This window comes from Flavobacterium sp. W21_SRS_FM6, assembly GCF_052119645.1.
GTDB lineage: Bacteria > Pseudomonadota > Gammaproteobacteria > Enterobacterales > Alteromonadaceae > Paraglaciecola.
In genome coordinates this window covers 1-22586 of the sequence record NZ_JBGQOM010000013.1, presented here as the reverse complement: position 1 = coordinate 22586, position 22586 = coordinate 1, and the positions used below count along the sequence as shown (strand labels likewise).

General features: G+C 41.7%; 22 protein-coding genes. 2 read left to right on the top strand and 20 right to left on the bottom strand.

Annotation, left to right across the window (positions count from 1 at the left end):
• Positions 1-177: 177 nt before the first annotated feature.
• From ACEN2L_RS18120 to ACEN2L_RS18045, 16 genes are all read right to left on the bottom strand, one after another.
• Positions 178-2493, bottom strand: coding sequence for an efflux RND transporter permease subunit (locus tag ACEN2L_RS18120; protein WP_306022282.1), 2316 nt, complete (start codon positions 2491-2493; stop codon positions 178-180).
• A gap of 5 nt (positions 2494-2498) precedes the next feature.
• Positions 2499-3491: a YCF48-related protein gene (locus ACEN2L_RS18115; RefSeq protein ID WP_306022281.1), complete on the bottom strand. Its 993-nt coding sequence runs from the start codon at positions 3489-3491 to the stop codon at positions 2499-2501.
• A gap of 59 nt (positions 3492-3550) precedes the next feature.
• Positions 3551-4918, bottom strand: a complete 1368-nt coding sequence (locus tag ACEN2L_RS18110) for a DUF1329 domain-containing protein (protein WP_441745467.1) — start codon at positions 4916-4918, stop codon at positions 3551-3553.
• Between the two features lie 11 nt (positions 4919-4929).
• Positions 4930-6996, bottom strand: coding sequence for a DUF1302 domain-containing protein (locus ACEN2L_RS18105; protein ID WP_441745466.1), 2067 nt, complete (start codon positions 6994-6996; stop codon positions 4930-4932).
• A gap of 188 nt (positions 6997-7184) precedes the next feature.
• A complete protein-coding gene (locus ACEN2L_RS18100) occupies positions 7185-7406 on the bottom strand; it encodes a DUF2835 domain-containing protein (RefSeq protein WP_306022278.1) in 222 nt (73 codons plus the stop codon).
• Between the two features lie 29 nt (positions 7407-7435).
• A complete protein-coding gene (gene pepN, locus ACEN2L_RS18095) occupies positions 7436-10066 on the bottom strand; it encodes an aminopeptidase N (RefSeq protein WP_441745465.1) in 2631 nt (876 codons plus the stop codon).
• A 67-nt stretch (positions 10067-10133) separates the two neighbouring features.
• On the bottom strand, positions 10134-11606 hold the full coding sequence (gene nhaC, locus ACEN2L_RS18090; protein WP_441745464.1) for a Na+/H+ antiporter NhaC: 1473 nt from the start codon (positions 11604-11606) through the stop codon (positions 10134-10136).
• A gap of 19 nt (positions 11607-11625) precedes the next feature.
• Positions 11626-12978: a sodium-dependent transporter gene (locus ACEN2L_RS18085; protein WP_441745463.1), complete on the bottom strand. Its 1353-nt coding sequence runs from the start codon at positions 12976-12978 to the stop codon at positions 11626-11628.
• A gap of 86 nt (positions 12979-13064) precedes the next feature.
• Positions 13065-15104: a carboxy terminal-processing peptidase gene (gene prc / locus ACEN2L_RS18080; RefSeq protein WP_441745462.1), complete on the bottom strand. Its 2040-nt coding sequence runs from the start codon at positions 15102-15104 to the stop codon at positions 13065-13067.
• A 5-nt stretch (positions 15105-15109) separates the two neighbouring features.
• Positions 15110-15754, bottom strand: coding sequence for an RNA chaperone ProQ (gene proQ, locus ACEN2L_RS18075; RefSeq protein ID WP_441745461.1), 645 nt, complete (start codon positions 15752-15754; stop codon positions 15110-15112).
• 20 nt (positions 15755-15774) lie between these two features.
• A complete protein-coding gene (locus ACEN2L_RS18070) occupies positions 15775-16062 on the bottom strand; it encodes a hypothetical protein (protein ID WP_306022272.1) in 288 nt (95 codons plus the stop codon).
• On the bottom strand, positions 16059-16523 hold the full coding sequence (locus tag ACEN2L_RS18065; RefSeq protein WP_441745460.1) for a GAF domain-containing protein: 465 nt from the start codon (positions 16521-16523) through the stop codon (positions 16059-16061). Before ACEN2L_RS18065 ends, ACEN2L_RS18070 begins: the two co-directional genes overlap by 4 nt.
• 20 nt (positions 16524-16543) lie before the next feature.
• Entirely contained in the window at positions 16544-17233 is a 690-nt protein-coding gene (locus tag ACEN2L_RS18060) for an SIMPL domain-containing protein (RefSeq protein ID WP_441745459.1), read from the bottom strand.
• A 175-nt stretch (positions 17234-17408) separates the two neighbouring features.
• On the bottom strand, positions 17409-17825 hold the full coding sequence (locus ACEN2L_RS18055; protein WP_441745458.1) for a GFA family protein: 417 nt from the start codon (positions 17823-17825) through the stop codon (positions 17409-17411).
• A gap of 86 nt (positions 17826-17911) precedes the next feature.
• The gene (locus ACEN2L_RS18050; RefSeq protein WP_441745457.1) at positions 17912-18277 is read right to left on the bottom strand and encodes a hypothetical protein; all 366 of its coding nucleotides are present in this window, start codon (positions 18275-18277) and stop codon (positions 17912-17914) included.
• A gap of 320 nt (positions 18278-18597) precedes the next feature.
• On the bottom strand, positions 18598-19050 hold the full coding sequence (locus ACEN2L_RS18045; RefSeq protein WP_441745456.1) for a DUF2306 domain-containing protein: 453 nt from the start codon (positions 19048-19050) through the stop codon (positions 18598-18600).
• 568 nt (positions 19051-19618) lie between these two features.
• On the opposite strand from ACEN2L_RS18045, the gene ACEN2L_RS18040 reads away from it, so the two are divergent.
• Together ACEN2L_RS18040 and ACEN2L_RS18035 are read left to right on the top strand one after the other, a co-directional pair.
• Positions 19619-19864 carry a transposase gene (locus tag ACEN2L_RS18040; protein ID WP_441745455.1) on the top strand — a complete coding sequence of 82 codons (246 nt, stop codon included), beginning with the start codon at positions 19619-19621 and terminating at the stop codon, positions 19862-19864.
• Between the two features lie 55 nt (positions 19865-19919).
• Positions 19920-20252, top strand: coding sequence for a hypothetical protein (locus tag ACEN2L_RS18035; RefSeq protein WP_441745454.1), 333 nt, complete (start codon positions 19920-19922; stop codon positions 20250-20252).
• Positions 20253-20302: 50 nt separating this feature from the next.
• Here the strand turns inward: ACEN2L_RS18035 and ACEN2L_RS18030 are convergent, their stop codons facing one another.
• From ACEN2L_RS18030 to ACEN2L_RS18015, 4 genes are all read right to left on the bottom strand, one after another.
• Positions 20303-20401: a hypothetical protein gene (locus tag ACEN2L_RS18030; protein WP_441745453.1), complete on the bottom strand. Its 99-nt coding sequence runs from the start codon at positions 20399-20401 to the stop codon at positions 20303-20305.
• Entirely contained in the window at positions 20398-21081 is a 684-nt protein-coding gene (locus ACEN2L_RS18025) for a transposase (RefSeq protein ID WP_441745452.1), read from the bottom strand. Before ACEN2L_RS18025 ends, ACEN2L_RS18030 begins: the two co-directional genes overlap by 4 nt.
• A complete protein-coding gene (locus ACEN2L_RS18020; protein ID WP_441745451.1) occupies positions 21030-21761 on the bottom strand; it encodes a transposase in 732 nt (243 codons plus the stop codon). The genes ACEN2L_RS18025 and ACEN2L_RS18020 overlap by 52 nt, the downstream gene beginning before the upstream one ends.
• A 188-nt stretch (positions 21762-21949) precedes the next feature.
• Entirely contained in the window at positions 21950-22450 is a 501-nt protein-coding gene (locus tag ACEN2L_RS18015) for a hypothetical protein (protein WP_441745450.1), read from the bottom strand.
• Positions 22451-22586 lie beyond the last annotated feature (136 nt).

The following is a 22586-nucleotide window of genomic DNA, read 5'->3' as shown; positions in this document are numbered from 1 at the left end:
TAGACAAAAGACTGAGAAATATACAGTTTTTTGAATTTATACACTATTTTCGCTAAATTAATTGCGTATTAAAAGCTTTAAATTTACGAAAAATTAACATTCAACATAAGCATGCAATTAAGACACATAAAAAAAGGCCAAACGGCCTTTTTTTATAATAACTATGCAAAAATAATTTTATCGTTGCTTGCGCCAGAACAATGCAGCTAGAGCAGGAAGCACAATAATCGCGCCCATCATATTTACGATAAACATAAAGGTCAGTAAAATGCCCATATCCATTTGAAACTTCAATGATGAGAATACCCAGGTACTCACCCCAACCGCCAAAGTCGCACCAGTAAATAGTACTGCACTGCCCCGCTCTTTTAACGCCTCGAAATAGGCCTGTCTAACAGCCATCCCCGCTTTTAACTTCGCACTCATTATCGACAAAATATAAATACCATAGTCAACGCCTATACCCACACCTAAGGCAATAACGGGCAAGGTTGAAACAGTCAGGCCTATTTGCAAATAAGTCATTAGCGCCTGAGCAAGCACTGAAACGACATATAAGGGGATCACCACCGCTAAAGTCGCACGCAATGATTTAAAGCTAAGTAAACACAAGATGATAACAGCGCCAAATACATAAGCCATCATAGGGTTCTGCGCAGCACTAACTGCCTCGTTTTGAGCCGCCATCACACCCACCGGACCCGAAGCCAATTGGAATTTCAAGGTATCGGTTTCATACTCTTGGCGTACTTCTTTGATAGCATCAACAACTGCCGTAATCGTTTCTGCTTTATGATCTTGCATAAATAAGATGATCGGCATCACTGAACAGTTACCGTTTAACAAACCAGAAGAGGTAGGTACCAACGAAATATCTTGTACCAACGTCGCCTGATTTCTAGGCAGTACTCGCCATTTTGGATTACCTTCGTTATATCCAGCGTTAACAATTTTCGCCACTGAGGCCAGACTCACGGCAGATTGCACGCCTGGCACATTGGATACTTTCCATTGCAAGCTATCAATGGCCGACATCACTTCGTAGGACGAGCAAGAGTCTGCTTCGGTTTCAACCAAAATAGACAAATAATCCACACTTATAGCAAATTTATCGGTGATTAAAAAAGTATCTTGGTTATAGCGAGAGTCTTCATGTAAGGCTGGCGCACCAGCATGTAAATCCCCTATCTTCATCTTAAGAGATTCGACCCAGCCAAAGGCAAATAGCACTGCCGTCACAACTAAAATGACTGCAGCTACCTTGGGACTAGAACAAGCGGCAATAGTGTCCCAAAACTTATCAGAACGCGCCTCTTTTCCAGCAAATTTCTGTTTGTATTTGTCATCCAGCTTCAAAAATGACATCAAGACAGGTAACAAAATCAGGTTCGTTAAGATGATAACCGCAACACCCATACTCGCAGTGATAGCAAGTTCTCTAATGATACCTATATCGATAACCAACAGAGTCATAAAGCCAATCGTGTCAGACAACAAGGCAATACCGCCTGGCAATAACAAAGATCGAAACGCCTTTTGTGCCGCTAGCTTGACGCTTGAGCCCGCCACGACTTCTTTGCCTAAGGAGTTAATCATTTGTACGCCATGGCTGATCCCAATGGCAAAAACTAAAAACGGTACCAATATCGACATGGGGTCAAGGCCGAAGCCAAGCAAGGTCAAAAGCCCCATCTGCCAAATTACCGCTACAACTGAACAAAGCAAGGGTAGCAAGGTAAGCATTACAGACTTACAAAAGAAGAATACTAAGATTGCAGTGATGGCTATCGCGATAGCAAAAAACAATACAACATCCTTTGCACCATCTGCTACATCGCCAATCATTTTCGAGAAACCAATTATATGAATACTTATATTTTCATTTTCAAAGGGTTGGCGAATTTGATTTTCGAGCTCTTCAGCAAAAGCTAAAGTACTGAGCTTTTCTCCAGTATTAGGATCAAGTTCTAGTAATTGTCCAGACACCATGGCGCACTTAAAATCGCCCGATACTAAGCCGCCGACAATGCCTGCTTTTTCGATATTACTGGCAACTTTTTCAAGTGCATCAGGATTAGCTGAATTGAAATCAGCTGGTATCACTGGACCACCGGCGAAGCCCCCTTCCACTATCTCGGTAAAACGGGTCGAAGAAGAAAAAATAGATTTAACGAGCGCGCGGTTTACCCCGTTAATAAAAAATAATTGGTCATGGACATTTTTTAGAGTATCAAAGAAATCTTGATTATAAATCGTTTGATTTTTGTCGCACACAGCGACTAACACACTATTAGCGCCGCCAAAATCATTGCTATGCTTCATATAATTCTGCATATATTCATGATTTAGGGGAATATTTTTAGTGAAACCGGCGTCTAATTTAAGTTGTGATGCTTGGAAAGCTAAAAATAAAGTGGCCAATAAAAACAAGCCAACAACCGTTAAACGGTAGCGAAAAACAACGCTTTCAATAGATTTAATTATGTTAGTCATGCTCACTAGTCCTTAATAACCCAATTCTTGATACCGACTTCGGACACTGCAAGCAGCTTGTTGTTTTGCACCTCTGCGTTAATCAGAGATTTCCCTTCATCTGTTTGGCTAAAGCGTAGACCATTGTCATCGATAGTGAGTACCGCACCATTGTTACCCAAGATGATAGAACGTCGCTTATCGACTGACACGATGGAATTAAGCGTAAAAGTGGTTGGTGATGCTAACGGGATCCACTCTTGCTCGTTGAATTCATATACATTGCCGCGCAAGCCCGCCGCGAATAAGCGACCAGATTGAGTACGCTTAATGTCAAAAAATGAACCTGAATAATCAATATCCATACGTTGCCAAGAGGTACCCATATCATTGCTAAAAGCTAACAAGCCGGCTTCTCCCGCCATGTACAACGTCGTGCCATCGATAGAAACACGGTTGATATTCGGTAAAATTGACAACAGCTCTTCTTGATAAAAAGTTTCGTCTTCTTGTTTCAGCTCATCCATGTATTCTTTGTCATCGGGATTGAGCAGTTCAGCGTGTAACTCAGACACCCAATTTTCACCCCCATCAGAGGTACGTAAAAATAAACCATAAGCGCCTACAGCGATGCCATGTTTTTCATTAAAAAACAGTACATCTAGTAAGGGCTTTTCTAGCTCAGGATTGCGATATTGCACAGTCCAATTTTGGCCGCTGTCAGTACTTTTTAAAATCGTCGCATCATGTCCTACCGCCCAGACATGCTGATCTAAAGCTTGCACCGCTGTTAAAGTTGATAAAGTCGGCACCTGAACTTGTTGCCAATGATCACCATCGGCAGAACGCAATATATGACCCCTTTCACCAACCACAATGAAGGTATCGGAATTGCGCGTGATATCTAACAAAAGCGATTCAACCGCAAGAGGCGCGATAAAGGCCTGATTATTGGCCTCAGCAGAGGCCAAACTAGGTAATAAAAACAGGAGGGTAAAACTTAACTTTTTTAGCAGCATAAGGTACTCATTGCGAAGTTAAAAAAATGGTTGGCAGCGCCAACCATTTTTTTACTAATTTAGCGCTTTCCTTTTCGTCTCAAAGCTTGAGGAGTGAAATCGCCATCGTCTAATTTAACATCAAACTCATACATTCTTTCTTCGTTATCTAAGCCAAGAGCTAAATAACGGCGAGAGTTTAAATCATAATAAACATCAAGCGTTGACCATTGGGTTGGTACTTCATAATAGTTTACGCCATGGGCAACAGCAACACGATATAACTCATTGCGGTTATCATACATGTCAGATACCTGTACTTGCCAGCTATCCTCATCAATGTAGAACACACGTTTTTGATAGACATGACGATATTCAGGTTTCAAGTTTGCTTCAACTACCCACACACGGTGTTTTTCAAAACGCGTCAATTCAGGGTTAATATGACCAGGCTGAAGAATGTCTTCGTATTTCACTTTATCACTGTGCAACTTGTAGTTATTGTAGGCCACATACATCTCTTTGCGCCCTTTTAACTCCCAGTTATAACGGTCAGGTGCACCATTAAACATGTCAAAGTCATCCGTGGTACGTAAGCCATCAGCTGCGGTGCCTGGTGCATCATAAGCAATATTGGGCGCGGCAAGTACTTTTCTTTGGCCGGTATTATAGGTCCATGCTTTACGTGGCTCTCTAACCTGATCCATCGTCTCATGCACAAGTAAAACTGTGCCAGCTAAACGTGCTGGTGAAGTCACTTCCTGCATAAATTTAGAAATGACATTTTCTTCTAGCAGCTTTTCACGGGTAGCATCTTTAGCTGAGTACTTTTGCAACAACAAATCATCAAAACCAATTACGTTAAAATCACCTGAAGCCGTTGGAGCAGCTTGACCACCAAAACGACGCACGGTTTCACCGCGATAACGTAAAATATGATTCCATATGGCTTCAATACCTGATTGAGGGATTGGGAAAGGAATACCAATCGCGGCATTCTTCACACCATTACCACCTTGGATTAACTCGGCCATTAATGCATTCTTTTTAGTTTCGTCATACACAAACTGAGGAGACGAAGCTGAACGTTGGCTCGGGTAAACAGGCATTTTGAAGGTGTCAGGATAGGTCTCAAACATCTTCTGCTGACCATCACTCAAAAACTCAGCATACTGCTTGTAATTTTGCGCGGTGATCTCGAATAAGACTTTATCATCTTTAAACGGGTCAGGATGAAAATCGCCCGGTTTGTAACCTGCTGGAGGCGTTGTAATACCGCCAGTCCATGCGGGAATGCTGCCATCAGCATTACCTGCTTGAATACCACCAAGAGGAGTTAATTCACTTCCCAGCTTATTTGCTTCTGCTTCTGCAACTTTTGCATTGACCATACTTGAACCGAGGGACAATGAAATAACAGAGCTGATTAATATAAGTTTTTTAAACATAAATTGACTCTCTAAATTGAATACTTAACGTTAAAAGACATAAAGTCGCGGTCTGACAAGGCATTCGTTGTACCGACTCCACCCCAGTAGCTGTTGTAACCTATAGACGCTGACCATTTACTTAAATAGTCGAAGGTTAATGTAGCACTTGCCGACTTACGCTCTTCAATAAATAAAAATAATGGATCAGGCGTAATACCATTTACATCATGCGCAAAGGTGAATCTTGCTTGCATGTTAACGCCAGAAAACACGTTGTTATATGAGGCGTTTGCTAACAAACGGTAACCCCACGCGGTCTTAGTTGGAAATGGATTTTGCTCAGGCCCATCAGACAATCCAATGTGTAAACCAGTACGCGGATTGCCATCAGCGGTAGGCTGCAATGACGGCGTTCTGACCGAACCAGGACCATTTAAACGAATAACATTGGGATCAGGAAAATCCATAATATTCACATAACCCACTTCTCCCAACACAACCAAATTGTCCGTTCCTAACATCGGTCCAAAAATATGAGTTGCTGTTGCTTGGATTTGCATGGTGTCTGAGTTTAAGTAACCTTGTGCTGTTTCACCAGGTCCTACCGTTCTACCAAGGTAGCCATCTAATTGTGAAATCCCTTCAAAATCGGGACGAATACCTGCAATAGCGAGCTGTTGTGGCATTGCGGCATACAACAACTCTACGTCGTCAATTTGCAAAGGTTCGTCAACACGATAAGAAATCTCACCCGCTAAGGCCGTTTCACCTACGTTCGTATTAAAGCTAAAACCGTACAATTTAATATCTTCGGGGTATTCAAATTCAATCTTGGTAAAAGCCTGCAAGTCAGTGATGTTATCCTTAGTAATCACTTTTTGCGCCAAATAGGCTAAGTCAGCCCCAATACCCGCAGCAGTAAAGTTAGAGGTCGTGCCCGTAATTAAAGGACGCTGCGAATGATAATTGATCATGTACAAGCTCAATTCACTGTCATTCAACTCTGACGCAAAATAAGTCAGTTTGATTCCATACTGACCTTGATCACTGGCATCTTTATGAGCGTCATCACTAAAACCACGCACCGCTACTTTGGTAGGATAGGCTAAATACGCGCTACCAATTTGTGCAGGATCTGCACCTGCTTTCAGCGCATTACCTAATTGATTGAGTCCAGCCATCAAAAAGTCTAAGTCAATGTCTGGGTTACCACTAAAACCCAGTTGAACGTTTTGCGCTTGACCGCCTTCGCCAGCAAAATCATTGGTCGCAAAGTAGCTACCTGCCTGAGGTAACAAACTGCGCTCCCATTCATATTGATAGTAGGCAGACACACTGAAAGATTCGGTTAAATCAATGGACGCGAAGACCGTACCAACCGGTATAAATACTTCTTTAAGTTCTGCACCCGGTGCTTGAGCACGAGTAACGTCAACTGGATTAATGGTATTAATACCGTGCTGAATAAAAGTACCTTCACCCCAACTGATCACTTGTTGACCAATACGCAAACTCATTGGCATATCAGCAACGCTAAAGTCAGCATAAAAGAATGCGTCTAATAAACGAATATCTGAACACAATTCTTCGCTGGATTTACCAGTAGCACACGGGTCTTGTTTTTGCCCAGTAATAGGATTAGTCCACGCTCTAGAACCATCTTTCATTTCAAAATCGTAAAAATACATACCACGCATAAAGATACCCATATCTTTATAGCGAATATCTAATTCATGCACACCTTTGAACAAGGTCGAGAACGCTTTATTTTTATCGTAATTTAAATTACCCAGATCACCATTGGTAGAATAGGCTGCATTTGTTAAAGCCCATACATCAGAGGAGGTGTAAATAGGATTAGTTGCTGGGTTGTAACCTGACCAATCTAGGTTTAATTGATTACTGTTGCCGACTGTTGAAAAATCAATATCTTCAACCCGAACACTGGTACCAAATGAAAAGTTTGAGTCAAAACTCACTGACCAATCGCCACTGTCCCAATTTGCGGCATTAGCCGTCATAGAACAACCACCCAAAACGCTGGTGATCCCAAGTGCGATTGTTGTTTTTTTGAATATGGAAGAACCATAAATCATATATTTTTACTCCCCAGTTAGCCGACTTAAACAGTACAGACTAGCGACCTAGACAAATGAACTTTAAATTAACAAAATCATTACATCATTTTGCGCTGATAGCAAGAACTAATCGTACCAGTTGATTAACAAATAGTAACTATATTTCAACAACTTGTGTTTATATTTTAACCAAGGGCCCTAAAAACTTACGCCATTTTCTCGAAACTGACGAGCTTATTCGCACCACTTACTTGTAATCTGAAACGCCCCCGTATGCCAGTTGGACTGACAAAGGGGCGAAGGTTTTTGATTGGAATTTGAATCTTGGTGCCTTGTTCATCAATAATCACCACAGCATTATTGCCAGGCTGATACAATTTTAAGCACTCGTCATAACTCGCTTTTATAGAAAAGTAATAGGTATGCATTGTGTTAAACGATATGACCCCTAACCTTCCTATTTAAAATGTAAACTTTTACTGATTTTTTCGAACAAGTCTTTACTCAATTGTGGAATATCACTGATTCGCATTAATTGATGCTGCATCAAGGCTTGACGCTTAGCATCCACCTTTTGCCATTGAGTCAAAGGAGTAATAAGTCGAGCAGCAATTTGCGGGTTAAGCGTATTGAGTTTAATTAAGTAGTCAGCTAAAAACTTATAGCCACTGCCATCAACAGCATGAAAACCAGGTACGTTATAATAAGCAAAACTGCCCACAAGCGATCTAACTCGATTTGGATTTGAGATACTGTACTGAGCATGACCGGCAAGAATATCCAGACGAGTCAAAATATCAGCCCTGGGCGTATTTGCATGCAGGGCAAACCACTTATCTAGCACCAATGCATCATCGCTCCAGCGCTGTTCAAAACATGACATCAATTCATCAAATAAACTCAGATCACCCAATTGCGCAGCCGCTAAAGCGCCTAACGAATCAGTCATATTATTGGCATCGTGAAACTGCTGACGAATAATGCTTTCAACGCCCTGCTCGCCACTTAGCTGCAAGTACTTCAAACTTAAATTATTGAGTTTGCGTTGTTCAACTTGATTTTGCTCGTAAGCGTAAGGCTGATGGCTACTTGCTTTATACATTTGCTGCCAATAAGGCAAAAAGGCTTTGGCCATAGTTTGCATAAGCGATTTTCGTGCAGCATAGAGTTTGTCGATATCAATTTTATCCCGTTGTTGCAATAAGGTTTCAAAACTAGGCAAACTCAGCATCTCAGCTTTAAATGCCTGGGATAAATCTTGATGAGCAGCAATAGGTTCCAGTGCAGTTAATAAGCCATCAAGCAAACTGTTGTTTTTATCCCCTTCATCGCTTGCCATTTGATGTATGCAATCACTGTAAATTTTTTGGCTAGCGTCCCAGCGGGCAAAGTCATCAGGACTATGCAACAGCACATGAGCCAACTGTTCATGAGAATAAGCATAGTTAAGACGAACTGGCGCAGAAAAGTTATGCAACAAAGAGGGGGTGGGTTTTTCTGAATAACCAAAAAAGTTAAGCTGTAGATTATCTTCTTTAAGCTCTGCAACAAATTCAGTCGAGCCTTTATCATCCAACGCTAAGGTCTTACCGTCTTTATCTAATAGGCTTAAGGCCAGTGGAATATGCAAAGGCATCTTATCTTTTTGGTCTGCCGTCGCTTTAGTCGTCTGGCTTATATTTAAGCGATATGTGCCAGTTTGACGATCATAGAAGTCAGTAATATTTATCGTTGGTGTACCAGATTGACTGTACCAGCGTTTAAAAATACTCAAATCTTTATTGCTCGCATCTTGCAATGCTTGCACAAAATCGTCGCACGTCACCGCTTGTCCATCAAAACGAGCAAAATACAAGTCCATCCCTTGCCTAAAGCCTTCTGCACCCAACAAGGTATGCATCATCCGGATCACTTCAGCTCCTTTATCGTAGACCGTTACGGTATAAAAGTTATTCATCTCGATAACTTCATCGGGGCGAATAGGATGCGACATCGCACTGGCATCTTCGGCAAATTGGTTTTCGCGGATCACCTTAACGTTTTTAATACGATTAACTAATGGAGAGCCCATATCAGCGCTAAATTGTTGGTCGCGAAAAACCGTGAGTCCCTCTTTTAGGCTCAATTGAAACCAATCACGGCAAGTCACTCGATTGCCTGTCCAATTATGGAAATACTCGTGAGCAATGACCGATTCGATATTGAAAAAATCATCATCCGTAGCAGATTCGGGATTGGCCAACACAAACTTACTGTTAAAAACATTCAGTCCCTTGTTTTCCATTGCGCCCATATTGAAAAAATCAACGGCCACAATCATATAAATATCAAGGTCATACTCTAATCCGAAGACCTGTTCATCCCATAGCATTGACTTTTTAAGCGAATCTAAGGCATGTTGACCTTTGCCTAACTTACCCTTATCGACAAACAGTTCAAGGGCGACTTTACGGCCGGAACCGGTGGTATAACTGTCTTGCAATAAATCAAAGTCACCGGCTACTAAGGCAAATAAATAACAAGGCTTTTTGAAAGGATCCGACCAACTAACAAAATGACGGCCATTATCTAATTCGCCCGAATCCACTTTATTTCCGTTTGACAACAAAAATGGATAGCGTTGTTTATCTGCACAGACCCTTACATCGTAGGTTGCAAGCACATCAGGCCTATCCAAAAAGTAAGTTATCTTGCGAAATCCTTCTGCTTCACACTGAGTACAAAAAGAGTCAGCTGCAAAATACAGCCCTTCTAGACTGGTGTTCAATTTTGGGTGAACAACCGTGGTTATGGATAATTCAAACGCAGCAAGTTCAATCCTTATAATTAACGCGTTTTCCTCCACTTCATAATCTAACCAGGGTTCGCCATTAACTAGCAACGATTGCAAAGTTAACCCTTCACCATCTAACACTAAAGCTTGTTTATGTTGGCCATTACGGACAATGTTAGTTATGCAAGAGACGACGGTAGACTCGGCGTCGAGATCAAAATTAAGCCTAACGTGTTCGATGAAAAATTCAGGCGGTAAATAATCTGATCGTCTTTTTACAGTAGGCGCAGTGAGCGGTGATAAATTATTGGTCATAAGGATCTCAGATAATAAATAGGGTATAAGTGAGTACCGAATTACACGTTACTCACTTTAAAATAATTTAGCCTTGTGCAGACACGCTTTTTGGCACTGGAATACGAAGAATTTTTATACCCAAATAAGCATAAATAATAGAAAGCACAGGGTTAATCAAATTAAAAAACGCATAGAAAATGTAATCTAATGGGCTCACTGCCAAAACCCCTTGCATATACACACCACAGGTATTCCAAGGAATTAATGGGGACGTAAGTGTGCCACCATCCTCTAAACTACGAGACAAATTTAATTGATTTAAACCGCGTTTCTCAAACTCTTCTTTGTACATTCTGCCTGGCATTACAATCGCCATATATTGATCAGCAGTAATGATATTAGTGCCAATGCACGTCAAAATTGTGCGGGTAACCATATCGCCGGCCGTGGTAGCGCCTTTTAAAAACGCGCTCACTGCTCGCTTAAGCAAACCCACTTTTTCGAGTACTGCGCCAAACGTCATGGCACACATAATCAACCAAATAGTATTTAACATACTTGACATACCGCCACGGCTCAACAAGCTGTTAAGTGTTTCGCTGCTGGTAGCAAATTGCACGCCATCAAATAAAGCTGTCCACACAACAACAACGGTACCTTGGATATTATCCATACCCTCTGCAGACAATTTACTAATAACTTCGGGCTGAAATAATGCCGCCCAAATACCGCCCATAATGGCCCCCATAGCCACGGCTGGAAAAGCGGGCACTTTACGTATTGCCATCGCTAGCAAAACAAATAAAGGGATCAACATATGAAAGCCAAGATTGAATTCTTGATTTAGCAACAATTGCATTTCTTCAATTCGGCTTGATGACTCTGGTATATCTGAACCAAACCCAATAACAGTGAAAAGAATAAGAGCAAGTATGAAACTAGGCACCGTCGTCCATAACATGTATTGAATGTGTTCGAACAGATTAGTCCCAGCGATAGCGGGCGCTAGATTAGTGGTTTCAGACAGGGGTGAGATTTTATCACCAAAATACGCCCCCGAAATGATTGCCCCGGCTGTAATGGGTGCTGACATGTCCATACCAATAGACACGCCCATCAGTGCCACACCCACTGTTGCCGCGGTAGTCCAAGAACTTCCAATACTCAGAGCAACAATGCCACAAATTAAACAACTTGCCGCATAAAACATAGAAGGATTAAGTAAGTCTAAACCATAGTAAATCAGGGTCGGTACAGTGCCCGATAACATCCAGGTACCAATTAAAGATCCAACGGCCAACAAAATCAAAATAGCGCCCAAAGAGCGAGCAATTCCTTTAACGATGCCTTTCTCGATATCATCCCATTTATAACCGTTTTTAATACCGATAATGGCAGCGATACCCATTGCCAATAACAGCGCAATTTGATTGGGACCAAAAGAGGAGTTTTCACCAAAAAGGTAAACTGAAGTGCCCAATAAGCCCACTAAAATAACTATCGGCACAATCGCATCGAGTAATGAAGCTTCTTTAATATGTTTGTTATTATTTTCCATTAACACTAACTACCCTTTATTAACCAATTACCGAACGATAAAACATCACTACAATGACCACCGGGCAAACAAATCGAACATACCAAGGCCAAATTTTCCAAAATAATCCTTGCTCAGCAGAAGGATCACCTTCTTTAAGTTCTGCTAATATTTGGTCTCTCTTCCACACCCAACCCGTAAATATACACAATACCAAACCTAATAAAGGCTGACTGTACTCTGTTGTAATCGCAATCACTAAGCCAAATAACGCATTAAAGTTAGTGGCAATAATACAACTGAGAGCATAAATACCTAGGGCTAAAAACCATACTGAGCGTTTACGCCCTAGGCCTTTACTTTCAACCACGTAGGCCACTGGCACTTCTAACATAGAGATAGACGACGTCACGGCCGCAATGATCATCAAAGCAAAAAAAGCAAAAGCCACTACATTGCCGATCATACCCATGGTTTCAAAAAAAGCCGGTAATACCGCAAAAATAAGTCCTGGTCCGGCAATGTATTCCCCATTCTCACCAAAAATTTGTACACCGCTATGCAATGCAACATACATCGCTGGAATAATTAATAATCCCGCAAGTACCGCAACGCCAATATCAACAAATGCCACGGCCGCCCCAAGGTTAGGTAATTTTTCTTGCTTTGAAATATAAGAACCATATACCAACATCGTCCCTACACCCAAAGACATAGAGAAGAACGCTTGCCCCATGGCGCTGATCAATAAGTCAGGACTGAGTATTTTTGAAAAATCAGGTAATACATAGTGACGCAAGCCTTCCATCGCACCATCTAGAGTAAGTACATAGACAATCAGTAAAGTAATGATGATGAACAAAGCTGGCATTAGTCTAACAGACCAACGCTCTATTCCATCTTTAACGCCACCAGATACGATGCTGGCAGTTAGGGCTAAAAATAAGCCACAAAAAAGTACATTGCGCCCGATGGCATCTTCAGAAGACAAATCAGCCGTTAACCAAGCGGTTGCACTGTTTAAGCCTAATAACTCAGCTAAGGGGGCAAGACAAAAAGAAATCATCACACCAGCAACCAGCGCATAAAACGCAAGAATGAGTGATACGGTAATAAAGCCCCATACACCAGCTAGTCGCCCTACTTTGCTACCCGTGATTTGTCCTAGAGCATCAACCATATTTGACCGCGTTGCACGACCAATTATTAGTTCTGCCATTAACACAGGATACGCCAGTACAAAGGCAAGAATAATATAAACCAAAACAAAAGCGGCGCCACCATTACTGGCAACTTGGGTTGGAAAACCCCAAATATTGCCTAATCCAACCGCCGAGCCTGCTGCCGCCAGTATAAATCCAATTCTGGATGAAAATTCACCACGTGCACTCATCTGTCACCTATTGTTATTATTTTTTTGTTGTTTTAAATAAAGTAAAAAAGGGCTATTGGAAATAGCCCTTTTTCTGCTCAGTATCATTATTTTTGATTAATTGCGTACTTTCCTGTGGTCAGTAGGTCGTAAGTAATACTTGCGGCTTCGTCAAGAAATGGATCGATTTCAGGTAGATCTTCCGGTAAATCATCAAGGGATTTGACTGGTTCAAGCCCTTGACGTTTTAAACGCTCATTTGCGCGGGTCAGGTTACGCGCCTCTGCTTCATTTTTCTCTTTCAAACGCTCGGATTCAACCAATGAAATGGTCTTGTCAGACTTTTTTACTTTGTAGCGTTCGATGTCTTCAAAAATATAAGCAAACTCCGGGTCTTGCTTAACTCGCACATCATGTTTTTGCGCAAGTTGTTGGGCTACGGTTTTCGTTTCACCAACCGTAGTATAGTTTGCTCTGGCGATACTATCCCAAGGTAAGGCTGTTTCTTCTTGGCTTTCACCCCAATCTTTAGGATCAATAGGCGAAGGAAACAACACATCAGGGATCACACCCATGTGCTGTGTGCTACCGCCATCAATGCGGTAGAACTTAGCAATAGTGAATTGCACACTACCCAACGGATTCTCATACAGGTCGTATATTCGGCCTAAACCACGGTGCTGCTGTACAGTCCCTTTACCGTAGGTTTGTTCACCTAAGATAAGCGCACGGTTATAGTCTTGTAGCGCAGCAGCAAAAATTTCAGAAGCTGAGGCACTGTATCTATCAACTAACACAGTTAATGGGCCATCATAAAACACCTTACCGTCAACATCTTCTTCAATGCGGATACGACCCGCACCGTCGCGAATTTGGACTACAGGACCTTTGTCAATAAACAGCCCCGTGAGTAAGGTAGCTTCAGTTAACGAACCACCGCCGTTGCCGCGAAGATCAACAATGATGCCATTGACCTGCTCTGCGTTAAGTTTTTCTATTTCTTTTTGTACATCTGCATGCAGATTATTGTAAAAAGATGGGATCGTAATCACGCCTAATTTTTCGCCTTTATGTGGACCTGTTTCCGGCACATAAACGTCTGATTTAGCCGCTTTATCTTCTAATTTGATTTTGTCACGCATCAAAGCGACAACGTCTGGGGTAGTGTTTTCGCCTGAGCCTTTAACAATTTGCAAGCGCACTACACTGCCCTTTGGACCTTTGATTAACTCAACAACTTCATCCAAGCGCCAGCCAATCACATCAACAAATTCATCGTCGTCTTGGGCAACACCCACAATTTTATCTTCGGGTTTAATTTTTTGAGATTTGTCGGCAGGTCCACCCGGCACCACGCTACGAATAACGGTGTAATCGTCTTCACTGAGTAAAACTGCACCAATACCCTCAAAGGATAAATTCATTTCCATTTGAAAACGTTCGGCATTGCGAGGTGACAAATAACTGGTGTGGGCTTCAATTGCACGAGCAAAAGAATTCATCACAATTTGAAAAACGTCTTCGCTACTGGTTTGCGTTAAACGTTTTATTGCTCTTTCATAACGTTTGTTTAGTAATTCTTGAATTTTAGGCCAATCTTTGCCCGCTAACTTCAGATTTAAGGCATCGTATTTGACACGCTGACGCCACAATTCGTTTAGCTCTGCTTCATCTTTAGGCCACGGTGCATCTTCACGGTCAAACAAAAATGCATCATTAGCCACTTCATAATCGAATTCTTTATCTAACAGCGTTAAAGCGTATTCAAAACGTTTTTCGCGCTTTTCCATGTTGAGCTGATATATTTCATAAGCAATGGATAAATCGCCTACTTCAATCGCATCATCAAACTGGGTTGAATACTTTTCGAATTTTTTAATATCAGCTTCGGTAAAAACATTACGATTAAAATCAATCGAACGAAGATAACGGCTAAAAATGACCTGTGATAAAGAGTCGTCCAAATCAATTGGTTTGTAATGCGCCCGTAAAAACTGAGAAGAAATGCGTTTTGCAGAAACGGAGTGCTGAGACTCTTGTTCAAGATGTGGCAAACCTTTAACACTTTCACTGTTTTCAATAGCTACTGCATTTGTCCCCATTAACACTAATGCGGAAATAACAGACAAACGAATCGATTTCATCATACTTACTACCTCTTGGCGCGTGCCAACCTAAGATTATCAACCTGGACTTTGACCACCATTCCTGTATCAAGTTGCACCTGCACACCATCTTTGTTCACGTCAGTGATAGAAGCAGGCATCGGCGTTTTACCAATTTTTACGGTGACTAAGGTGCCAACGACTAAATGTTCTGCGCTGAGTTTTTCTGCGGGGGGCAACTTAATAGCAGGTTCAGGCTTTTTCACCGGTTTTTCTACCGATTTAGGCTTAGCTTGCTCTATATTTTTGTAACTTTTCTTTGCAGGCGGCTTTTTGGCTTGTTGTTCTTTGCGTTTTTCAGCAACCAATGCGCGGCTTTCGTCTAATTGCTTTTTGGCATGTTCAGCGTGATCTTTTTCAATAACGGCAACGTCATTACCATCTAAATCAACCCGTTGCTGCCCTTCAACAATTGACTGCAAATAACGCCAGCTATTGGTGTAATGGCGTAATGAAGAACGCAACAATGTTTTACTGACTCTTTCTTCATCATCTAGCCTTTGCGCTAAATCTTGGAAAATACCAATTTTGAGAGGCTTTGCTTGACCTTGAATGCTAAAACAGGCCGGGAATGTCTCAGCTAAAAAAGCGAGCACTTCTTTGCTATTTGAAAATTTCTGTGGAGTATCCATTAATTCTTCTAGTGTGTAAGTTATCGAGGTTCTTGTAGCTCATCATCCCAAGTTGCCAATAGTTGGTCAACCCAGTCGTGCAAATCATCTTCATCTATATCAAGTAAATGGCTATCTTGTCGCCAATTTTCCCAAATATATTGGATCATATTCTCTAAAGACTCTGAATCAATGTCTTCATCGGCATGATCATACAGCAAATGTAACATAGAATTAAGCTTGTCAGTGGCTTCTTCAGCCTGCTCTTCCCAATAATCCATGTCCTCAACGGTAGCTAATGCAACATGGATATCAACAAAGTGCTTCACAACATACTCGCTTCTAAACTGTTTACAATTCGCTGTAAACCTTCTACGTCGGCCAGATCAAAGCGACCAATTAAGGGGCTATCAATATCAAGCACTGCAACCACAGCCCCGTTTCTATAAACTGGCAACACAACTTCTGAGTTTGAAGCCGCATCGCAGGCAATATGCCCTGAAAACTCATGTACATCATGCACTAACTGCACTTTTTTCTCAGACACAGCCGTGCCGCATACGCCTTTACCAATGGGAATGCGAATACAAGCAGGTTTACCATGAAAAGGGCCAAGCACTAATTGCTCGTCTTTCATTAGATAAAAACCCGCCCAATTAACGTCATCCAAGGCCCAATATAATAAAGCGCTAATATTAGCCATATTAGCAATCATATCAGACTCATCGGCCACTAAAGATGCTGCCTGTTGGGCAAGTTCAGCATACTGTTGTTGTTTGGTTTGACTCATTCACTCTCTCATTAATGTCACTAATCAATTAATTCAAAAACCACTGACACTTGCGCCGTGGTATTCATCTCGCCCGGTAATGAGCTAGATTCTGCCATAGAGCGCAGTCTCATGGTGTTTTTGGCTTGCATCGCCTGACCTTGCGATTGCTCAGACACGGTTATGGCGCTTCCTAATTCTAAATCTAACACCTCAGCCATGTGTTCAGCACGTTGCTGCGCGTCTTGCAAGGCCTGCGCTATCGCACTCTGGTAATGTTCGTAAGCTTTGCTGTTTGAGTAGCTAAAGCCTTCAATACGCGTAATCTTGAGTTTCAATACACTATCAATGGCTTTGTCGTACAAAGACAATTTATCCAGGGTGATATCAATACGACGACTGAGTATAAAGCCCTTTTGCTCTTGGGTTTGGCCATTATATTCTACCCAAGGATTAAACTGCACCTGTAAGCTTTGAATATTTTTTTCTTTTACATCTAGCTTTTTTAACTGCTCGATGACTTGATTGGTTTTTTCATTAACTATGCGATTTAGGTCGCTAGCTGTTTCACCTCGTTCTTCAATGACCACAGTGAAGTTGAACTGGTCTGGCACACTCACCGCGCTGCCCACGCCAGTTACCGTAATTTGCCGCTGCTGCGCTGGGTGATGAGGTGGTGTAGGACCACAGGCAGTCAATAACAACACACTTGATAGCAATAACTTTTTCATAACTCTCCTTATTACCCTGATAAAAAACCTAAAATTAGCAGTACCAGCTATCATAACCGCAATCTTACTGCCAAGCTCACAAATTCATTTAGACACGTCTACGTGCCCTAAATAACAACGCGCTGGATATTGGCCCATAATGCAAAAATACAAGCTTCAGTCGCCATTGCCAAGCTCACTCTTTAGCAAAATACGCCACAATTTCTGCTTCTGTCATTTCTTGTGTTTGATTTGAAAAGCAGTAATAGCTTGGCCTTTTATCAGTGAAATACTGCATATCCATTTTAAGGCCATCAAGCCCAGTAAACAGACCTAAGGGAATGTTGTATTCACCGGTTTGATCAAACCGGTAGTACAAATGCGTACCGCACTGCTGACAAAACCCTCGAGTCGCCCAAGCAGAAGAAGCAAATTCTTGTATATGCTTGCTCCCTTCAACCGCCACATCTTTACCACATTTTACAGCAAAAAAAGGCCCTCCTCCCCACACCCGACATTTTTCACAATGACATACTGTAAAACTTGGATTGATATTGTCGGCACTAATATTAACCGCCCCACACAAGCATCCTGTTTTGCTACGTAAATTCATTTACTTCTCCTTGTAGGTTGAGCTCCCAATCATAAGGTTAAAAAGACTACCATCACGTAACAATTTGAACGTTTTGTTCTCTATTATCAATACTCTGTTAGCCACACTCTTATTAATCTAAAGCTGATAATCAGTAAGGTTGTGCTAAGCACGAAAAACACGATACCGAGTACAAAAAAGCATAAGCGATTAAAAAATACTTTTATTCGCACAACCACCCGTTCGGCTTTATCAGCTTTAGGCGATACAGCAGGGAACCACGTAATTAAACCAAACAACAAACCAGACCATAAAAAGCTCATCAAGCTTGGGATCAATAATTTATCATCGGCACTGTCAATAACCTTGAACAAGCAAGCAACAAACAGCCCAAAAGACGCAAGGGCCAATACAGCTATAAATGGTTTGGTCCAGCGAAGCTTTATGGATACTACTTGAAGCTTCTCAATCATGAGCCCGCCCTAAGGTTGCCTACGAGGCTTTTTTTGCAAATGTGCACAGCGAATGAAGTTGGCCTTTTAAATATCTGCTTAACCCGCAGTCGGTAGTTAACCAGTGAAGCACTGGTGTTCAAGTAACTTAGCTTTTGAGTATTATTAACTGAAAGGCACGAATACGATGAATCCGATAGCGCATAACAGTGTAAGCCGTTCTGAGATTTTGCAAAGTCAGCAGACGGCATCGTAACTAAGCGCCCTGTGCGAAGCCCCAAACATAACGTAGTTACCAGAGTATTGTGGGGGCTGGAAGTGAGATATCTTCGGTTTCCCGATTAGGTTTTGCGTACATATACACTTTGCTTGCGAGGTAAAAAATAAAAGCCAAAACCAATTAAACACACCATCAGCAGCGTATCTATATGAGCGACGTTATCTAATAAAGCGGTAGCAACAGGAACGTGAACAAATATTTCGCTAATGGTCGCGCACAAAAGTCCAATGTATGACCAGCACATAAAGTAATAATGGGCAGTAATATTTTTGTAACGTATTGCAATGTAACCCGCGACTATAGGTATTAAACTAGCGACAGCCATCCAGTGGAAAAACCCCCAACCATCAAATAGTTTGTAAATACCAAAGGAGGTCAAATTTAACCCCAACATGGATAAAAAATAAACTCTCCCAACTAGCTTATGCTTTTTATTGCCTTTTTGTGTAAGTACGATAAAGAGCCCGCTTAATAGCGAAGAAAATCCTAATATAATATGAAAAATTTCAATCATCACCTATCCCCTTAAGCAGTAGCGTACGCACCGTTAATGGGCGAGCGTTGTTTACTAGCCTGTTTGTTAAACAGCTTATTGAACGAAGCCGCTAAGGGGCAGAGATCAGGATCGTCTGCACTTCTTATGCCCTTCAGTTCTGGAGGTAAATTAATCAGTAGTGTGACGAACATCAGCGATCAAACCCGTTTTAATCAGCGGTATTTAAGCATATCTAATTGGATACACCTTGCAAGGTAAAAGTCTTAAAACCGTATGCGATTTATCCCGTGCTCGTGAATACGCCCAAAAGAGGGTTAAAAGAGGCCAAGTAACCAGTGGAAATCTAGGGTGTCATGGAAATCTAGGGAATCTAGGGGGTCAGAGCCGTTGATTGCAACAAAATCTAGGGGGTCAGAGCCGTTGATTGTAAATATTAATAGAGTTTTGACAGTGGTTTGGTAATTTAGCTTCGAATTACTATGCTTTAGTTAAAGTTTTCAAGGATGAAATTTATGGCTAGACTTCCTCGTATAAATATTCCTAATGTCCCACAACACGTCGTTTAACGCGGTAACAATAGACAGGTTTGCTTTTTTCTGAACAAGATTATGCCGTTTATTTAGACAAACTCGGACATTATGCCAATAAACATGCAGTCCGTATCCATGCATTCACTTTAATGACAAATCATGTTCATATGCTGATGACACCTTCAACAGAACATGGGGTAAGCAAGTTGATGCAATCGTTAGGTCGTTATTACTTATGTATATTAATAAAACCTATCATCGCAGTGGTACGTTATGAGAAGGACGATATAAGTCAACATTAGTTGATAGTGAACATTATTTCTTAACCGTCAGTCGCTATATTGAAATAAACCCAACATGGTCAACCATCCAGCCGAATATCCATGGACCAGCTATCATCACAATGCCTTGGATAAGAACATTGAGCTTATCACGCCTCACCCTTGTTATATGGCTTTGGGTAAATCACTAAAGGAACAAAAAAAACCGTATAAAAGCCTATTCGAACACGATATATCAGATTTAACTATTGAGGAAATTCGCACAGCGACTAACAAAGCATGGGTGTTGGGTGAAGATCGCTTTAAACAACAAATCGAACAAATTACTGGTCGCAGAGCCAGCCCTTTGCCCCAAGGTGGAGACAGAAAATCTAACTCATTTCGAGAAAAGGGAAATCAACGGCTCTGACCCTGCAGATTCTAAGAAAAGGGAAATCAACGGCTCTGACCCTGCAGATTCTACCCTGCAGATTCTATGTTGCCAAATACAGGTTCAACCACGGACATGCGGTGACTGTAAATTTGTTTGCCCTTTGGACTATCGACTCGCCGTTTCATCCAGTCCGTATAGTTGGTGGTCGACTGCTGTCGAGTCTAAACGACACTTGTCTGCCTGCGCCTTTACGATGGTCTGCGGCGCTGGGGTTATGCATACACTGATGCTTTTTATCGCAGTTGCGGCATTGTAATAATTTGCCCTCGAAGAATGCTGTTTTTATGCCTAGCTCATTCTCTCGTATACCTCTAAAACTGATAGTTTCACCCGCTGGACAAATACAGCGGTTATTCACCGGGTCGAAGCTAAATTCACTCGCAGGGATAACGGATGTTTTGCGTACCTTGTTTTCTTGATGACGTTTACCGTATTTTTGCTTTTGCTCATTTAACTTGGGGTCGCGGCTTCTGAATTGGTTGTCAGGAATGTAGGCATTAATGTCATTGTCATGCAGATATGCATTGTTCGCTTCGTTGGCAAAGCCCGTGTCGGCAGTGATGATGGTTTGCGCTTTTAAAATATCGTCACTGATGGCTAAACGCTTAAACCGCGCTTGAATGCTTTCAAGTACGGGCTGCAAAGTATGATGCTCTTGACCGCTACCAAACACTTGAGCATCAACGATAACTTGGTGCTTTTTATCGACGGCTGCCACCCCATTATAGCCTTGGATTGTGCCTTTACTGGTGGTCATCTTAGCCGATTCATTATCAGTAATATTTGATTCACTTCCTGTGGCCATTTACCTGTCCCCATCCGTGGGACGGCGTCAGACTTCTTTAGAAAGGCGTCTATCTTGTCGTGTGCTTTATTCAAGGTATCGATAGTTTGCGCGGTGCGCTGTTTACGCACTTCATCCGCAGACTCACACTTATCCAGCTTCTCATGTTCGTCCATCTGATAGCGGATTTGACGTTTAAGCTTATTGCGCTTTTCTTCCAACTCTTTAAACGTACCCGACCATTCCTTGGCCGCATTCGATGACATCTTACAGCCATCAATAGCAAACAATTCATTGCCCAATAAACCTTGGGTATGGCATATCAACAGCACTTGCTCAAAGACGCTCTCTATCTCCGTTCTGCGACCACTGACAAAGCCTGCGATGGTTGTAAAGTGCGGCACCAAATCACACGATAAGGCTTTAAAAATCACATTGGTTTCACAGCACCACTGGATTTCGCGGCTTGAAGTAATTCCCTTTGAGTAGGCAAATAAAATGATTTTTAACAATGCGGCGGGATCATACGCTGGACGCCCTGTCGCATCATTTTGGTACTTCGGATAAAACACCGATATGTCTAACCTATTATCAATCAAATGATGAATAGCATGTTCGAACGTACCTGATTGAAGTTGGTCTAGAAAGTTGTTCACAACCATGGAATTTTGTTGATAATTGAGTGGGATAAATCGCGGCATCACCAAGGCTCCTGTGCCTAATTGATAATACCTATTGGATCACAAACGACGATCTGTGGGAAGCAAATAGTGGTGGCTTTTTGAACTATTTTAGGGTTTTTCTACAGCCTCAACGCTCCGTTAACAGGCGAGCGTTTTTTGCGAGTCCGTGCCAGCGTTGTTTGCTGACGTTTTCGTTAAACGGTTTGTTAGGCATTTTTATACCGTGCTTTAATTACTGATATAGCCTTACCAAAAGTAACTGCCCCAATTAACCCATATATAAAATATGTAATAAATTGCTCAATAACGCTAATCCAACCCCACAGGGTCCGCTCACTATCAACTACCATTTCTCGATAGGTACCATAGTAATTCTGACCTGACGAATACGTACCGTTTCCTCCATAGGATGCAGCCAACATAATAAAGAAAAATATTACTACAGGGATTATGGCACCTACAAGAGCAAGATTAGACTGAGACGATTTACCTTTATAGTCGAGAACAAAATATGTTGGAAGCCCGACAACCAACATAGTAATTCCCGTTACCAACGCAGCAAAAAAAGCATAGAAAAGGGCTTGATTTATGAGATATCCAGCCGGATTATGCATAACCGAAGGCGCAAACACCCAAACCGTAGAGATTAGCGTAATTTCTATTACAACAATCAGTGTCACTGCTATAAATATTGATACTTGCTTCATTGCCAATTCGTATGCCTAACAGTTAAATGATGCGGACCCAAAGAACCGCATATTAATTTTTAGTTGCCATTTGCAATTTTCAACCATTCTTGGTTTACATTTTGCTCGCCAATATCTAAATATTGAACAACATCCA

What these genes read in the sequence shown, in the direction of transcription:
- ACEN2L_RS18120 (WP_306022282.1), bottom strand. Translation starts at nt 2,493, where the DNA reads ATGACTAACATAATTAAATCTATTGAAAGCGTTGTTTTTCGCTACCGT.
- ACEN2L_RS18115 (WP_306022281.1), bottom strand. Translation starts at nt 3,491, where the DNA reads ATGCTGCTAAAAAAGTTAAGTTTTACCCTCCTGTTTTTATTACCTAGT.
- ACEN2L_RS18110 (WP_441745467.1), bottom strand. Translation starts at nt 4,918, where the DNA reads ATGTTTAAAAAACTTATATTAATCAGCTCTGTTATTTCATTGTCCCTC.
- ACEN2L_RS18105 (WP_441745466.1), bottom strand. Translation starts at nt 6,996, where the DNA reads ATGATTTATGGTTCTTCCATATTCAAAAAAACAACAATCGCACTTGGG.
- ACEN2L_RS18100 (WP_306022278.1), bottom strand. Translation starts at nt 7,406, where the DNA reads ATGCATACCTATTACTTTTCTATAAAAGCGAGTTATGACGAGTGCTTA.
- pepN (WP_441745465.1), bottom strand. Translation starts at nt 10,066, where the DNA reads ATGACCAATAATTTATCACCGCTCACTGCGCCTACTGTAAAAAGACGA.
- nhaC (WP_441745464.1), bottom strand. Translation starts at nt 11,606, where the DNA reads ATGGAAAATAATAACAAACATATTAAAGAAGCTTCATTACTCGATGCG.
- ACEN2L_RS18085 (WP_441745463.1), bottom strand. Translation starts at nt 12,978, where the DNA reads ATGAGTGCACGTGGTGAATTTTCATCCAGAATTGGATTTATACTGGCG.
- prc (WP_441745462.1), bottom strand. Translation starts at nt 15,104, where the DNA reads ATGATGAAATCGATTCGTTTGTCTGTTATTTCCGCATTAGTGTTAATG.
- proQ (WP_441745461.1), bottom strand. Translation starts at nt 15,754, where the DNA reads ATGGATACTCCACAGAAATTTTCAAATAGCAAAGAAGTGCTCGCTTTT.
- ACEN2L_RS18065 (WP_441745460.1), bottom strand. Translation starts at nt 16,523, where the DNA reads ATGAGTCAAACCAAACAACAACAGTATGCTGAACTTGCCCAACAGGCA.
- ACEN2L_RS18060 (WP_441745459.1), bottom strand. Translation starts at nt 17,233, where the DNA reads ATGAAAAAGTTATTGCTATCAAGTGTGTTGTTATTGACTGCCTGTGGT.
- ACEN2L_RS18055 (WP_441745458.1), bottom strand. Translation starts at nt 17,825, where the DNA reads ATGAATTTACGTAGCAAAACAGGATGCTTGTGTGGGGCGGTTAATATT.
- ACEN2L_RS18050 (WP_441745457.1), bottom strand. Translation starts at nt 18,277, where the DNA reads ATGATTGAGAAGCTTCAAGTAGTATCCATAAAGCTTCGCTGGACCAAA.
- ACEN2L_RS18045 (WP_441745456.1), bottom strand. Translation starts at nt 19,050, where the DNA reads ATGATTGAAATTTTTCATATTATATTAGGATTTTCTTCGCTATTAAGC.
- ACEN2L_RS18035 (WP_441745454.1), top strand. Translation starts at nt 19,920, where the DNA reads ATGGTCAACCATCCAGCCGAATATCCATGGACCAGCTATCATCACAAT.
- ACEN2L_RS18030 (WP_441745453.1), bottom strand. Translation starts at nt 20,401, where the DNA reads ATGAAACGGCGAGTCGATAGTCCAAAGGGCAAACAAATTTACAGTCAC.
- ACEN2L_RS18025 (WP_441745452.1), bottom strand. Translation starts at nt 21,081, where the DNA reads ATGGCCACAGGAAGTGAATCAAATATTACTGATAATGAATCGGCTAAG.
- ACEN2L_RS18020 (WP_441745451.1), bottom strand. Translation starts at nt 21,761, where the DNA reads ATGCCGCGATTTATCCCACTCAATTATCAACAAAATTCCATGGTTGTG.
- ACEN2L_RS18015 (WP_441745450.1), bottom strand. Translation starts at nt 22,450, where the DNA reads ATGAAGCAAGTATCAATATTTATAGCAGTGACACTGATTGTTGTAATA.